At 53.9% G+C, this 12508-nt stretch carries 15 protein-coding genes and 1 tRNA gene; 5 read left to right on the plus strand and 11 right to left on the minus strand.

Annotation, left to right across the window (positions count from 1 at the left end; genetic code table 11):
- Positions 1 to 132: 132 nt before the first annotated feature.
- Both sigK and BUB44_RS14170 read right to left on the minus strand, forming a co-directional pair.
- Positions 133 to 840, minus strand: a complete 708-nt coding sequence (gene sigK, locus BUB44_RS14165; RefSeq protein ID WP_073167504.1) for an RNA polymerase sporulation sigma factor SigK — start codon at positions 838 to 840, stop codon at positions 133 to 135.
- 131 nt (positions 841 to 971) lie between these two features.
- Positions 972 to 1190 (minus strand): UxaA family hydrolase, encoded by a 219-nt coding sequence (locus BUB44_RS14170; RefSeq protein ID WP_242655995.1) that lies wholly within the window; start codon positions 1188 to 1190, stop codon positions 972 to 974.
- A 117-nt stretch (positions 1191 to 1307) separates the two neighbouring features.
- Between BUB44_RS14170 and cooS the strand changes: the two genes are divergently transcribed.
- Complete coding sequence (gene cooS / locus BUB44_RS14175) at positions 1308 to 3218, plus strand: anaerobic carbon-monoxide dehydrogenase catalytic subunit (RefSeq protein ID WP_073167507.1); 1911 nt, start codon at positions 1308 to 1310, stop codon at positions 3216 to 3218.
- A 50-nt stretch (positions 3219 to 3268) separates the two neighbouring features.
- Here cooS and BUB44_RS14180 read toward each other — a convergent pair whose 3' ends face one another.
- A complete protein-coding gene (locus BUB44_RS14180; protein WP_027356360.1) occupies positions 3269 to 3556 on the minus strand; it encodes a DUF3795 domain-containing protein in 288 nt (95 codons plus the stop codon).
- Between the two features lie 189 nt (positions 3557 to 3745).
- Between BUB44_RS14180 and BUB44_RS14185 the strand changes: the two genes are divergently transcribed.
- A tRNA-Pro gene (locus BUB44_RS14185) sits at positions 3746 to 3823 on the plus strand.
- Positions 3824 to 3914: 91 nt separating this feature from the next.
- On the opposite strand, the gene BUB44_RS14190 is transcribed toward BUB44_RS14185, so the two are convergent.
- Both BUB44_RS14190 and BUB44_RS14195 read right to left on the minus strand, forming a co-directional pair.
- A complete protein-coding gene (locus BUB44_RS14190) occupies positions 3915 to 5096 on the minus strand; it encodes a tyrosine-type recombinase/integrase (RefSeq protein WP_073167509.1) in 1182 nt (393 codons plus the stop codon).
- A 23-nt stretch (positions 5097 to 5119) separates the two neighbouring features.
- Entirely contained in the window at positions 5120 to 5521 is a 402-nt protein-coding gene (locus tag BUB44_RS14195; RefSeq protein WP_073167511.1) for a hypothetical protein, read from the minus strand.
- Between the two features lie 155 nt (positions 5522 to 5676).
- On the opposite strand from BUB44_RS14195, the gene BUB44_RS15505 reads away from it, so the two are divergent.
- On the plus strand, positions 5677 to 5844 hold the full coding sequence (locus BUB44_RS15505; protein WP_165611058.1) for a hypothetical protein: 168 nt from the start codon (positions 5677 to 5679) through the stop codon (positions 5842 to 5844).
- 39 nt (positions 5845 to 5883) lie between these two features.
- Here BUB44_RS15505 and BUB44_RS14200 read toward each other — a convergent pair whose 3' ends face one another.
- The 6 genes from BUB44_RS14200 to BUB44_RS14220 form a co-directional block, all read right to left on the minus strand.
- Positions 5884 to 6261, minus strand: coding sequence for a hypothetical protein (locus tag BUB44_RS14200; protein ID WP_131821643.1), 378 nt, complete (start codon positions 6259 to 6261; stop codon positions 5884 to 5886).
- A 2-nt stretch (positions 6262 to 6263) separates the two neighbouring features.
- The gene (locus BUB44_RS14205; RefSeq protein WP_073167516.1) at positions 6264 to 6527 is read right to left on the minus strand and encodes a helix-turn-helix domain-containing protein; all 264 of its coding nucleotides are present in this window, start codon (positions 6525 to 6527) and stop codon (positions 6264 to 6266) included.
- A 259-nt stretch (positions 6528 to 6786) separates the two neighbouring features.
- Complete coding sequence (locus tag BUB44_RS15510; RefSeq protein WP_165611059.1) at positions 6787 to 6933, minus strand: hypothetical protein; 147 nt, start codon at positions 6931 to 6933, stop codon at positions 6787 to 6789.
- A complete protein-coding gene (locus tag BUB44_RS14210; RefSeq protein ID WP_013824496.1) occupies positions 6917 to 7207 on the minus strand; it encodes a hypothetical protein in 291 nt (96 codons plus the stop codon). The genes BUB44_RS15510 and BUB44_RS14210 overlap by 17 nt, the downstream gene beginning before the upstream one ends.
- 322 nt (positions 7208 to 7529) lie before the next feature.
- Positions 7530 to 10130 (minus strand): toprim domain-containing protein, encoded by a 2601-nt coding sequence (locus tag BUB44_RS14215; RefSeq protein WP_073167518.1) that lies wholly within the window; start codon positions 10128 to 10130, stop codon positions 7530 to 7532.
- Between the two features lie 68 nt (positions 10131 to 10198).
- The gene (locus BUB44_RS14220; RefSeq protein WP_073167520.1) at positions 10199 to 10402 is read right to left on the minus strand and encodes a helix-turn-helix domain-containing protein; all 204 of its coding nucleotides are present in this window, start codon (positions 10400 to 10402) and stop codon (positions 10199 to 10201) included.
- 91 nt (positions 10403 to 10493) lie between these two features.
- Here BUB44_RS14220 and BUB44_RS14225 point away from each other — a divergent pair, with 91 nt between their 5' ends.
- On the plus strand, positions 10494 to 11513 hold the full coding sequence (locus tag BUB44_RS14225) for a hypothetical protein (protein ID WP_073167522.1): 1020 nt from the start codon (positions 10494 to 10496) through the stop codon (positions 11511 to 11513).
- A gap of 795 nt (positions 11514 to 12308) precedes the next feature.
- On the plus strand, positions 12309 to 12508 hold a 200-nt coding region (locus tag BUB44_RS14230; protein ID WP_114362196.1), incomplete at its 3' end, for a helix-turn-helix domain-containing protein.

Raw genomic sequence — 12508 nt, forward strand, 5'->3', positions numbered from 1 at the left:
CGGTTACTCGCCCTTCCTAGGCGGTGCACTCTCCTTTCTATTTCCTACCGCCTTTTTCCTTCTTCAATTTCCTACAGTAACTTTACACTAAGTTTATTAATTATAACTAACTTTAGATAAAACGAGAATTATTTATCTCCCTGCCTGACAGGCAAAGTACTGGGTTAGACGGTTGAGAGCCCGCTTTTCAATGCGGGAAACGTAGGAACGGGATATACCCAGACGCCGGGCGATTTCCCGCTGGGTACGGCGGGCACCGTCCTTCAAACCGAAGCGCAGAACCAGCACCTTACGTTCCTGGGGCGATAATTGCTCGAGTTGTTTCCAGAGACGATCCTGTTCCATCTGTCCGGCTACGATATCGCTTACAATTTCCGGATCGGTTCCCAGCACATCTATAAAGCTAATCTCATTACCTTCTTTATCAACGCCGATAGGATCATAAAGGGACAACTCCGTCCGAATTCTCTTGCGGGCCCTTAAATGCATGAGAATCTCATTTTCAATGCAGCGGGAAGCATAAGTAGCCAGGCGCGTAGATTTTTCTGGATTGTAAGTATCTACGGCCTTAATTAAACCAATGGTGCCAATAGAAATCAGGTCGTCAAAGTCTTCACCCGTATGATCAAACTTTTTAATAATATGGGCTACCAGCCGCAGGTTGCGCTCGATTAACACCTGCCTGGCTGATTCATCCCCGCTTAACATTTTTCCTACATACAGGGCTTCCTCCTCTTCACTTAACGGTTTGGGAAAACTATTCCCGGCTATGTGGCAGACAAGGATCACCAGACCGTTAATTAAAGATAGAACTGCCACTGCCATCAGACCAGGCCCCATGGTATCCCTCCCCCAAAAAAGTAGGCAATATATTTTATGGGGGCAATCAAGAAAAGGTTCCTGGTCTTGAGTTCACTCTCCCGGGTAAAAAAAAGCGGGTAGGCCCGCTTTTATAAATTTTGTTACGATATCTACAGTGTCACTCCCTGTTTGAAAATGGCAATCTCCCGGAAATCGTTAATTTCGTTCCTGGTCCTGAGCCCGGAGGCCACTTCCAGGATATACTGCCACAGCTCCCGGGCCAGTTCTGGCAGGGTTATGCCGGACAACAGGCGGCCGGCATCAAAGTCCATCCAGTTTCTTTTACGGTTGAACAGGATTGAATTGGAAGAAATTTTAACCGTAGGCACAGGACACAACCTAGGGTTTAAAAATCTAATGGCCTGGACGCCAGTATATTTCTCTGACACGTATACACCTTCTTTCCCCGGGCATTACTAAATAAAATGTTACCGGGAGGAAGAAAAATGGCCAAAAGGGAAAGATTTCAGCTGGACGGCCGGGTCAGCGTGCACGATTCGGTCCAGGAAATGTACGAACATATTCGCCGGGACGGTCTAACCAACGTGTGGGACCGCTTTGAACCCCAGGAGAAAATTCGCTGTAATTTTTGCCTGGGCGGGGTGAGCTGCCAGCTTTGCACCAACGGCCCCTGCCGTATTTCGGATAATGTGGGGGCCGTCCTGGGGGTATGCGGTATCGACCGTAACGCCATGGCCATGCGGGACATGCTTTTGCGCAACGTGATGGGTACGGCCACCTACACCCACCACGCTTACGAAGCCTTTCGCACCCTCAAAGCTACGGCGCAGGGAAAAACGCCTTTTACCATCACCGATAAGGATAAATTGTACACCTTTGCCGGGCAGGTGAAGGTGGACACCAGCGGTTCTCCCGAGCAGGTAGCCATTCGCCTGGCCGATTTTTTGATCGGCGAACTATACCGTGATTATGACGAGCCAGGCACTATGGTAGAGGTTTTCGCTCCCGAACCAAGGAAAAAATTATGGCGGGAACTGGCCATTTACCCCGCCGGGGTGATGCATGAGATTAAAGACGCTACTGCCAGTTGTCTGACCAATGTGGACGGAGACTTCGTTTCCCTGGCCAAAAAAGGTCTGCGCCTGGGCATAGCGTGCATCTACGGCGCCCAGATCGGTCTGGAAATGGTGCAGGACATCCTGTTCGGCACCCCCATGCCCCACGAGGTCCAGGTGGATCTGGGCATTATGGATCCGGATTATGTAAACATCGTATTCAACGGACATGAACCCTGGATTGGTGTAGCCACCATCCTGGCGGCCCGGGATCCCCAGCTCCAGGCCCAGGCACGGGAGGCGGGGGCCAAAGGTATACGGGTAACGGGTTCCATTGAATGCGGCCAGGAGGTGCTGCAGCGTTTTCCCATTGATGACGTTTTTCGGGGACTGACCGGAAACTGGCTGACCATTGAACCTCTCCTGGCCACCGGTACCGTGGATGTCTTTGCCATGGACGAAAACTGCTCGCCCCCATGGCTGGCTCCCTATGCCGAAAAATATTGCGTTACCCTGGTTTGCGTTTCCGACCTTGTGCGCATGCCCGGCGTGGAAAAACACCTGGACTACAAGCCTACGGAGGTAGCCGGCCAGGCCCGGGAATTAATTCGCCTGGGCATTGAAAATTTCAAAAAACGTCACGGCCATATCACACCCAGGGTACCACGGAAAGTTCAAAAAGCCATAGCCGGATTTTCTACGGAAGCAGTACTGAAAGCTCTGGGCGGCAAACTGGACCCCCTGGTGGACGTGCTCAAAGCCGGAAAAATTAAAGGCGTGGTGGCCCTGGTCAACTGCACCACCATTTCCACCGGTCCCCACGATTACATGACCGTAGGGTTGGCCAAAGAACTGATCCGGCGCAACATACTGATCGTCAGCGGGGGTTGCGGTAATCACGCCCTGGAAGTAGCCGGCCTGGCCAACCTGGAAGCGGCGGAACAGGCCGGTGAGGGATTACGGGAAATCTGTCGGTCTTTGAATATCCCACCGGTGCTCAGCTTCGGTACCTGTACCGACACGGGGCGCATCTCCATGCTGGTTACTGCCGTGGCCAATCACCTGGGAGTTGATACCAGTGCCCTGCCCGTAGCCGTTACTGCCCCGCAATACCTGGAACAAAAAGCCACCATCGACGGCCTTTTTGCCCTGGCCTTTGGATTATATACCCATCTTTCACCCACTCCTCCGGTTACCGGAGGTCCGGATCTGGTCAAGCTTATGACCGAAGATCTGGAAGGCATTACCGGTGGCAAGGTTGCCCTGGGAGACGACCCGGTGCAGGCGGCCAACGGTATTGAAGAGCACATCAATAAAAAACGCGCCGCCCTGGGAATTTAAAGTGCACCCAAACCGTATCACCCCTGGCCGTGCCCCATGGCCGGGGGTTTTTATTGCTGGAGACCGGAGCGGCGCCTGTACATTTGCAGGAAACTCAGGCTCAGCGGGTAGGGAACACGCTCATAAAGGGAACAGGGAAACTCGGGACAATCCCGGGAACAGTAATCGATGCTCCGGTAAACAGCGCAGGCCAGAACAGGACAACGAAACCCCAGCTTTTCTTGAAAATTGATCTTCGCGCGGGCTTCAATACTATTGCCGGGGCCGCAGGACGCACATTTACCCCGGTTGTAAAGGCCACAGGCATCGCAGGCCAGACCACAGGGACCGGTAGCCATAAATAACCTCCTCAACTATAAAATAGAATTGTTAAACATCTCATTTTTGCTTAAAATTCAATTTGTTAATATTTCTATTTATAGAGTGCTTTTTGAGATCCTGCAACGGGTTGGCTTTATCCGCAACATTAAACCCCTTGACATTGGGTTATGGGTGCAGTAAAATTAATAATGCCAGCAAGATAATGTCGGGGCGTAGCTCAGTTTGGCTAGAGCGCTACCTTGGGGTGGTAGAGGTCGCACGTTCGAGTCGTGTCGCTCCGACCAGGAAAATCAAGGCTTCCGGGGTTCGGAAGCTGACCACAAAAGGCAGTTGACCACAATTTTGACCACAATGAGAATTGATGGTCTATTGTGGTCATTGCCTTTTTTGGGCCACGTTTAAAAAGGGGGCCAGCTTTTCCACCGCCCGGCGCTTATCGTCCAACCCACTGTGGCAGTAGGTTCCCAGTGTCGTGCGGATGTCGGCATGTCCCATCAGCGCTTGCAGGTTCCTGGGGTTTTCTCCAGCCTGCGCTATGGCATTTCCGAATGTATGCCGCAGGGTGTGCACCCTTATTTCCTCCCGCAGGCCAGCCTTCTTCAGAATGCTTTTCAGCTTCCGCAAAAAGTTTCTCGGGTCAATGGGCTTTCCTGTGGGAGTGCTAAAAACCAGGTCGTTGTCCTCGTATTCCCTCCCGAAGAAAAGCCTTTCTTCGTTCTGCCGGGCCTTATGCCTCTTCAGCTCCTGGACCACCTCGGGAAGCAGGGGGATGGTCCTCTTCCCGCTTTCAGTTTTTGGTTCGGAAAAGACCAGCTCCGTTTTGCCCGGTTCGATTTCCACCCTGGACAGGGATTCACGAACGGTTATAGTCCCGGCCTTGAAGTCAACATCACTCCAGCGCAATGCCAGCAGCTCACCCCTCCGCAGGCCGGTGAACAGGTCCAGCAGGAAGGCTGCATACAGTCGGTCACCCCAGGCAGCCTGCAGGAATTTGGTCACTTCTTCCTCTGTCAGCGGTTCAACCTCTCTGTACTTTACCTGTGGCCGTTCCGTATACTCGGCAGGGTTGTTCAGAATGACCCTCTGCTTGACGGCCTGTTTCAAGCTGCCGTTGATTATCTGGTGCAGTATGGCAACGACACTGCTGGAGTGTGTTTGGGCCTTCTCGTTGTAAAACTCCTGGATGTGTTCCGTGGTCAGCTTCTGCAGCTCGATGTGGCCCAGGGCAGGGACGATATGCGTCCTGGTGTTGATCTGGTATTTGGCATATGTACTCTGCCGCACCTTCGGCTTCACAAACAGCTCCAGCCAGCGGTTGACCCACTCGCCGAAGAGGACTTTCTGCGGTTCAACGTAAGTGCCGGTCCTTACGGCGGCCAGGTATGCGTTCCGCTTTTCAATGGCCTCGGCCTGGGTTTTGCCGTAGAAGTGTTTAAACTTCGGTTTGCCGGTAACAGGGTCCGTGCCTACAGTAATCCTCGCCTCCCAACGTCCATCGGGCCGCTTCCTGACAAGCCCTTCACCGCTCGCCCGTTTCTTCGTCTTCCTCTTTGCCATAATATCCCTCCTTCATATTTTGGCTACAGGGTCGGGATATTTCCCCGGTCAGTGTGATTCGCTTCGATGGCTTCCAGGGCCTTCTGAAGGGGCTCCGCTATGTCCGGCCTGGCCTGGTACCTCTCCACCAGCCGCCGCACCGCCCGGATCGCGCTTTCCCGCCGCCAGTCCGGTGTTGGCTCCAGGGCCTCCGGCGGGGCCAGTTCCCGTAACTGCCGCATCAGCCTGGCTTTTTCGTCCGCCGTCAGCACCCAGCCGCGCCCGAAGCCATTAACCATTTCGTCCTCCAGCCGCCGTTCCGCTTCGGCCAGGGTCTTGCCCAGGAAGATCGTGGCCGTCCTGACCTTCCCGTTCTCCCGGTAAGAGTGCTTGAAATAAGCATACCTTCGCTTGCCACGGCTGCCCGAAAACCACGTTATATACATGTAACCTGATCACCTCCTAATAACAGGTTATACAATTACCAGAGGGCAGTCAATGCCTTTTTTCTGACAAAATACGACACGGCCTCTTTTGGGGATGGTCGTAACGGCAACAACCTTCTAAGTGGGCCATCGTTACGGTGATACAATGGCAGGGGGTGGTCGTTGCAACCACCCCTTTTTCACCGGGGCGGGTAGGGGAACATCGTTACGGTGATACCCGGCATAACCTGAAAACCTTTTCTGTATGTGTTACCTTCTTCGTGGTTGTGCGCATTACCCTGCCGGACCGCTGCAAAGAAAATGAGGTTGCCCTTCTTCACTAAAGGGAGTTTGCCGGGCACCTCTACCCGGCTTCGTCTATTTTACCTGGGATAGGGCCGGCCGCATTCCGGGCATATCTCCCAAACCGGGGAAAACAATATGCCTTGCAAAAACTCCAGCGGGTCTATGTCCCGGCGGTAGCCTTCCCGCCAGCAGACAATCAAGGCCTCCAAGAATTTTCGTGAGGAAAAGTCAAAATGGTTAAGCAAGACGGCTTCCTCGTCAGGGGTTAGCACCCTACCAAAAACCAGGGGAAGGAGACGACGCACTTTTTCTCTGTACCTGCGTGGGTTATTGGAAACATATGTAGAAAGAAGCAACCTGACAATGTACCTGCTTTGCTTTACCCGCTCCTGCTGGCGTTTTTGTCTCCACTTTCTCAAGTATTCCGCCTGTTTTTCTTTGTTCCGGTAGGGCATTATCAATGCACCGTCCCTTCCTTCGGTTCGCCCCGCCGCCAGCGCGTATATTCTGTAATCAGCTCAAAAGGAAGTCCAGCCTTGTAAATGGCGTATACCAGCCGCTCAGGGAGGGGGGCAGGATAATGGCCTTTCTCCAAGCTGTAAACGACATTGTACGACGTACCGAGCAATCGGGCCAATTCCGCGCGGGTTAAGCCCTGTTCTTTCCTCCAGGCCACAAACGGATTTTCGCCAGCCTGTTCAAACCTTCGCTTGAAGTCCATGTGCAACCCTCCTTTCTTTCGGGGGTAAGTGGACGGCCAGGTTTCCCCGGCCGCCATCTATGTCACGGCCTGTTGCCGCGCCTTTTGCAGCCGCTGCCAGTGGTGGAAGTCGCCAAATCCCTGCATAACGCCAGGAGAGGTTTCTTCATAATGACAGGTGTCCCGTTCGTCTTTAATCGTTCCTCCCTTTCCTGTGCTGGTGTGGGGGGGGCCGGGAAAACCAGCCGCCCCGTCTATCTGAACGGCCTGGCCGGGCCGGTCACCTCATTTGCCACATCCTTTCCCGCCGCGCTCGAATGATGGCCTGTTTCCATAGTTCCGGATCGCGGGCCAGCAGGGAAAGGAGTTCCTGTTCCGTCAGAAACAACGTGCACTTTGGCAGCTTAACCTCAATCAGCCGGGACATTGCCCGCCGCCCCTTTTGGCACCCTTTCCCGGCAAAGGCCGGAAAGTTTGCCGTCCCGCACTAGTGGGAATAAATCACAATCGGTTTCCACCGTCAGGGCCAGGCAGTGCCCGGCCTCCATGCACCGGGGCCGGGTCTGGTGGACCAGGTAGCGGTTCCCCATTTCTTCGACGTAGCCGCGTACAGCCGGGGCCTGGTCGGTTCCGGGCCTCTCGCCCGCGTCCTGGCCGGTGTCCTCAAGAGGGAAGTCCACTCCGGGAATGAGTATCTCCATGTTCAGCACTCCCGAAAATTTTCAGCTCTTATATGGTGAGATTTTGCGTCCTTTGCGGCCAATTGCCTTCTAGCCTTACAGCCGCAAGGCTTTCAGCTGGCCGCAAAAATTTTTCTTTGCGGCCATTTCCCGATTTTTGCGGCCAGTAATGCGGCCAATTTGCGGCCAGCAATAATAACTGCCTGGCAAACCGCTTCGTTGTGGCCGCAAAATGTGGCCGCAAAATTAGCCGGTTGGCCGCAAAAATTTTTCTTTGCGGCCACCGCTCAGCCCTACAGCCGCAAGGCTTTCGGGCCTTGTGGCCGCATTGGCCGCAAAAAGTTCATATAAGAGAGTCGTTTTTCTTAACCGCATCAGCTTTGAGTTTTAAAACCCGTTGCCGTTTCCCGGCAATGGTCTCCCGAACAGTCCTTTGTGTTCGATTTCCTTCCCGTGCCACAAAAATCAGCCCCTCCGCCTCTAAATGCTTCCACAGGGTCCGGGCCGTCACCGGGAAGTTAACGTCCTGGTCACGGTAGAAACGCACCACTCGCCGGTAAACCGTCTCGGGTAGCAAGTAAAACCAATCCCTATCCTCCCAGCCGATGAAGTTATCGGGCAACGCCTTCGCTTCGGGTTCATCTTCCCGCCAGGAAACAAGCAGTTCCGTTTTTACCTCGCCCGCCGCCAACATTTCTGAAAGCGCATTGATGAATTTCACCGCTGGCTTTTCTTCCTCAATGCGCCGGGCCTGTTTCTCGGCCAGCTCCAGCAGTACCCGCCAGCCGGTTGTCAGCCACCGCTTCCGCTCGTCCTGGCTAATCGCTCCAGCATGGACGGCATACTCCAACCCGGCATTCAGGCCGATGTGTAGCCACGCTACAACCTCCGGGATCCGTGCATGCTGGCCGTCCTTCCGGGCCTTTTCGCGCAGGACGTGGAATGCCTCTTTGAGTTCGCCCGGCAGCTTGTCCATGTTAGGGGCCACGTATTCCAGATAGCCGCGCATCGCTCGGGCCAGTTGTTCTTTATTGTCCTGTAGCTCCGTCAGCAGCCCAACCTTCACGTCACCTTTCTTCAGCTCCACGGCAAAGTACCGGGCCGCCGTGCTCTGCGCCGCGCCGGGGACGTCCTCACCCGTGGCCAGGCAAAGCCCTCGGGGGACATAAGCCGCCCGCAGGGTGGTGTCGGCTTTCATCCTTGTGCGACCGTATCTGTCGCCATAGCTGCGCAGGAATTGCTCCGCAATGGCCAGCATCTTCCGCGCATCGTCTTTTTTGCCCGTAGGGTGGTAATCGTCAATAATCAGCAGTGCATCTTTTGCAACGAAAGCCTTCTTCTCAATCGCGTTCGCCGTGTCCCGGAAGCAGGATGGAAGTTCCTTCCCCGTGAATCTGCCGAAGTGACAAAGAAACAGTCCCGCCAGGGTGGACTTCATCACCCCCGTCTGCCCCAGTAACCACTCAACGAACGATGGTTCAATCCCTGCCTGTCGCAGTGGTTCGCACAGAGGGGCCAGGTAAACCAGCGCAAAAAGCGGGACGGTCACGTTCTCCGGGGCCACCTCAAGGGTTTTCAAGCTCCAGCTCATGGCCTCTGCTGGATCTCCCACTTCTTCTGGCAAAACATAGCGGGAAAGCCCGCCGCCCTCGGTTTCAACGTCAACCAGCACGTCATCAGCACCCACCGCGCCGCCGGCATGCAGGAAAACCCAGCGGCCGTCAATTTTGCGCCATCCCAGATGGGTGTATACAGTTTCGCGCTTCACCCCCCTGGCCATACATTGGATGGCGTGTCTTACACGGTCTTTATTCGTGCTGCCGGGTTCCACGTTCGCGGCCATGCCCCAGGCCGCAGGTACCCATGATAGGGAAGCAAACTTTTCGGCCGGGACGATAACCCGGGGGAGTGGTTGCCCGCCAGCAAGAATACCCTCCAGCTCGAAGGTCATTTCCCTCTCCAGGCCGTTGTCGCGGATAATCTCCCGCCGGGGCCGGGCCAGGAAGTTTGCAATCGGTACCAGTTCAATATCACCGTTCTGGAGAAACTTCTGATAGCACAGGTACCCGCCGTTTATCCGGTAACGTGTTCCAGCCAGGACCTCCTGCCATTCGCTGTATATGTTCTGCTCCTGGGGTTCCGGTTGCCAGTATTCGGCCTGTTCCACCAGGTTCAAAAGCTCGTCCCTGGTATGGCCAGCCGCCAGCCAGTCTGAAACGTCACCTTTCGGGGGCAGGCCGGGCAGTTCCACCACCTTCACCCGGCAGCCTCGTTCAGTTAACTGGTTGGTTATTCTCTGTGCATGATCAAAGCCGGAGTCATCATTATCTGGTAGAACAACCACTTCCGCACCGGCCGGGAAATACCTCGAATGATGTTCATCCCACTTTTTTGCCCCGCCGTGGTTGCAGGTTGCGGCCAGCCCCAGGGCAGCCAGGTTGTCCGCGTCCTTTTCACCTTCGACAATGAAAACGGTCTCGCCCCGCTCCAGGGCCGCCAGCAGCTCCGGCAGCCGGTAGGGAAGCGGGGAAACGCCTTTCATGTTCCAGACCCACTTACCGGGGTTAGCCGGGTCCGGCCGCCGCTGGCGAAAGTCCTTCGGTTCATAGCGAACAACCTGGTAAACCAGGTTGCCGTCAACGTCCCGGTAATCGTAAGTCGCCACAATCCGCCGCTTAGCCGCCTTCTCCCGGCTACTCCCGAATGGCAGGTCTACTCCCAACCGCCGGGCCAGCTCTCTAAGGCCGCCGCCCAGCTTTTCTTTATGGCAATAAAACGTTCCTTTGGCCGCGTTTACCGTGAAGCTCGGGTTGACATCCGGTCCGCCGTGGGTATCAAGTGGGCAACGGGTTTGCCCCTCGTCGCCACGCCACATGATTTGATGGGGCAAAACGGATTCAAGCCAGGTCTTAATTTCTTCCGTCGAACATGGTATACTGGACATGTAAAGTATCGCCCCCTATTGTGGTTATTGCTCCGTGTCCCTGTCCACCCGGCCGCCGCCGGGGTTTTTTATTTTGCTTCCCGATTCCACCAATCGATGAAAGCCTGTTTATTAATAATCCACCGGCGGCCAATCTGCTTCGCGGGAAACCCCTGACTCCGAACGAGCTGGTAGGCTCTCGCCTCGGCAATGCCGAGAATCCGCGCTACCTCTCGCGGGCCGATGAAATCGCCCACATCATTGAGATTCAGTCGGTTGCTGGCAGTCCGCATGCAAAGTCACCCTCCTGTAAACGGCTTGTCTTACTCTCATCTGATATTATATAATGCAGGTGAAAACCGATGAAAACCAGGAGGGATGGCTGTGTTTCCTGGCTTCGTGGAAGTACCGAAGAAGTTTTCCGTTCCGGTGTGTGCTTCCGCCTGGACCGAGGAAAGGCCCCTGCCGCTCGAAACGGCCATGCGCCTTTCGGCGTTTGCAAGCGCAATGGAAAAGGTAGCGGGGGAAAGGCCCGACATTAAGCCGACCGAAACGTACCTTTGCTGGCGTTCCGGGCCGGGGAGAAAAAAGGTGGAAGGTGGGCGGGCAGTGGCCGCTTTGCTTAATTGCGGTTACACTATGGACGCGGCGGAAGAAATAAAAGGTTTCTATCTTTCCTATGGTCCCCTCTTGAATAAAAAAGAAGCCCCTCTCCGGGAGATCCTGCGCCTGGTTTGGAGTTTTCACATAATCGCTTACAGCATTCTTCCATCGCTTCACCCGGAAGGGTTTGATAGTGGCGTAGAAAACGTCATTAATCCGCTCAAAATAGCGGTCTATGTTCACAATATGATGGGGGAGAAACCCAAAACGTTTTACCCTACACCGAACAAAAACGGGTTCAACTTTCATAGCGGAAGCAGTTGGCCTGTTTTTCCTACACCGCCGGGGGAAGCAAGCAGGGAAGAAATCATCGAATGGCTCAAGACGCAAGCATGGAAGAATGCTGCGCAATGGCTGGGTACGCATGCCAGAATCAACATAAGGGCACAGAAGGATAGCCTGATCTTTCACATCACACCGGAAAATCTGTTTACCTACGTCCTGGCTTATTCGGTTTTCGGCTCCCAGGAAAGCAAGACTTGCGCATGCGGTTGCGGCCTTCCCGCTCTTCATGGAAACTACTACAACGCCACGCATAAACGCCGGTGCATAAGTACCCGGCCAAAACAGAAGGCCATCGCTTACTTTTACAAAATGCTGGACGGCAAAAATAACCGGGAACGGCATGAAGCGGTTAAGAAGGAGATAAACCGGTTGTGGGGTGCGGGGGTGGAGGATTACGAAACGCTGATAAGAAAGACGAAAGCCTTTATAAAAAAGAGGTTCGGGGTGGTTCTATGAACATGTGTTTGACCACAATTCTGACCACAATAAAGATGAAAATACATAAAGGCAGACGGGGAAACAAAAGGAAACAGAAAAGCCTCAATCCCTTGCGGGACAAGGCTTCCGTGAAATGGATAAAATTAGAAGAGACCAGAAAAAACACGCCGCTTTAAATTGGGGTGGTAGAGGTCGCACGTTCGAGTCGTGTCGCTCCGACCACCGGAAAGCCCGCAGGCCCTCAAAATTCAAGGGCTTGCGGGCTTTCCAAGTTTTAAAAACACAAGGGAGGGCCGGGCAGAGGGTTCCGCAAGGAACCCTTATTTCATGCGGGTTTCCGCAATTATGCACACCAAGAGGCATACCAGAGGCACACCAAATTTGCGAATATACTAAACTTGGATAAAGCCAGCCTGCGGGAAGCGAATGGAAGGGCCAGGCCCGCCAGAAAGAGGCGGGCTTTTTTGTATTCTACTTTTTACCTTCTCTTCTTAGGTGGGTGACACGGCTTTCAGAAAACAATATTTCTCGGAGTTGGTTTTATTGTAGTCTCACTTTCCGCATATCGATTTCTTTTAAAATGCTGGGGTGGATATATCGATAGTTTGCAATTCGGTATATGTTGCCAGGGTCGGTGGCGTGTCTATTGATTAAGCCCTCCCAATTAACTTTGGCTGCACTCTCTCGGTTAAATGTAGATCGTAAAATAGAATTGACCCCCGATCGTCAAATAAAACTGACCCACCTCATGATAAAATCTCCCTCGAGAGGGGGAGGCAAAAGAGGTGGTAAGCATGTACAAATTGGCAACGCATCAAAGCACTGCATACCCAGGGGGTCAGCATCAGGAAAATAGCCCGGACACTGGGTATATCCAGGAATACCGTTAAGAAGTACCTTAAAGACGCCAACCCGCCACAATTTAAAGCCAGGAAGTATGATAAACAACTGGACCGGTACAGGGAAGAAATCCAGGCCATGCTTAATAAGGGTTATATTGGCACAAGAATACA

Source organism: Desulfofundulus australicus DSM 11792 (assembly GCF_900129285.1).
Taxonomy (GTDB): domain Bacteria; phylum Bacillota; class Desulfotomaculia; order Desulfotomaculales; family Desulfovirgulaceae; genus Desulfofundulus; species Desulfofundulus australicus.

What these genes read in the sequence shown, in the direction of transcription:
- sigK (WP_073167504.1), bottom strand. Translation starts at nt 840, where the DNA reads ATGGGGCCTGGTCTGATGGCAGTGGCAGTTCTATCTTTAATTAACGGT.
- cooS (WP_073167507.1), top strand. Translation starts at nt 1,308, where the DNA reads ATGGCCAAAAGGGAAAGATTTCAGCTGGACGGCCGGGTCAGCGTGCAC.
- BUB44_RS14180 (WP_027356360.1), bottom strand. Translation starts at nt 3,556, where the DNA reads ATGGCTACCGGTCCCTGTGGTCTGGCCTGCGATGCCTGTGGCCTTTAC.
- BUB44_RS14190 (WP_073167509.1), bottom strand. Translation starts at nt 5,096, where the DNA reads ATGGCAAAGAGGAAGACGAAGAAACGGGCGAGCGGTGAAGGGCTTGTC.
- BUB44_RS14195 (WP_073167511.1), bottom strand. Translation starts at nt 5,521, where the DNA reads ATGTATATAACGTGGTTTTCGGGCAGCCGTGGCAAGCGAAGGTATGCT.
- BUB44_RS14200 (WP_131821643.1), bottom strand. Translation starts at nt 6,261, where the DNA reads ATGCCCTACCGGAACAAAGAAAAACAGGCGGAATACTTGAGAAAGTGG.
- BUB44_RS14205 (WP_073167516.1), bottom strand. Translation starts at nt 6,527, where the DNA reads ATGGACTTCAAGCGAAGGTTTGAACAGGCTGGCGAAAATCCGTTTGTG.
- BUB44_RS15510 (WP_165611059.1), bottom strand. Translation starts at nt 6,933, where the DNA reads ATGTCCCGGCTGATTGAGGTTAAGCTGCCAAAGTGCACGTTGTTTCTG.
- BUB44_RS14210 (WP_013824496.1), bottom strand. Translation starts at nt 7,207, where the DNA reads ATGGAGATACTCATTCCCGGAGTGGACTTCCCTCTTGAGGACACCGGC.
- BUB44_RS14215 (WP_073167518.1), bottom strand. Translation starts at nt 10,130, where the DNA reads ATGTCCAGTATACCATGTTCGACGGAAGAAATTAAGACCTGGCTTGAA.
- BUB44_RS14220 (WP_073167520.1), bottom strand. Translation starts at nt 10,402, where the DNA reads ATGCGGACTGCCAGCAACCGACTGAATCTCAATGATGTGGGCGATTTC.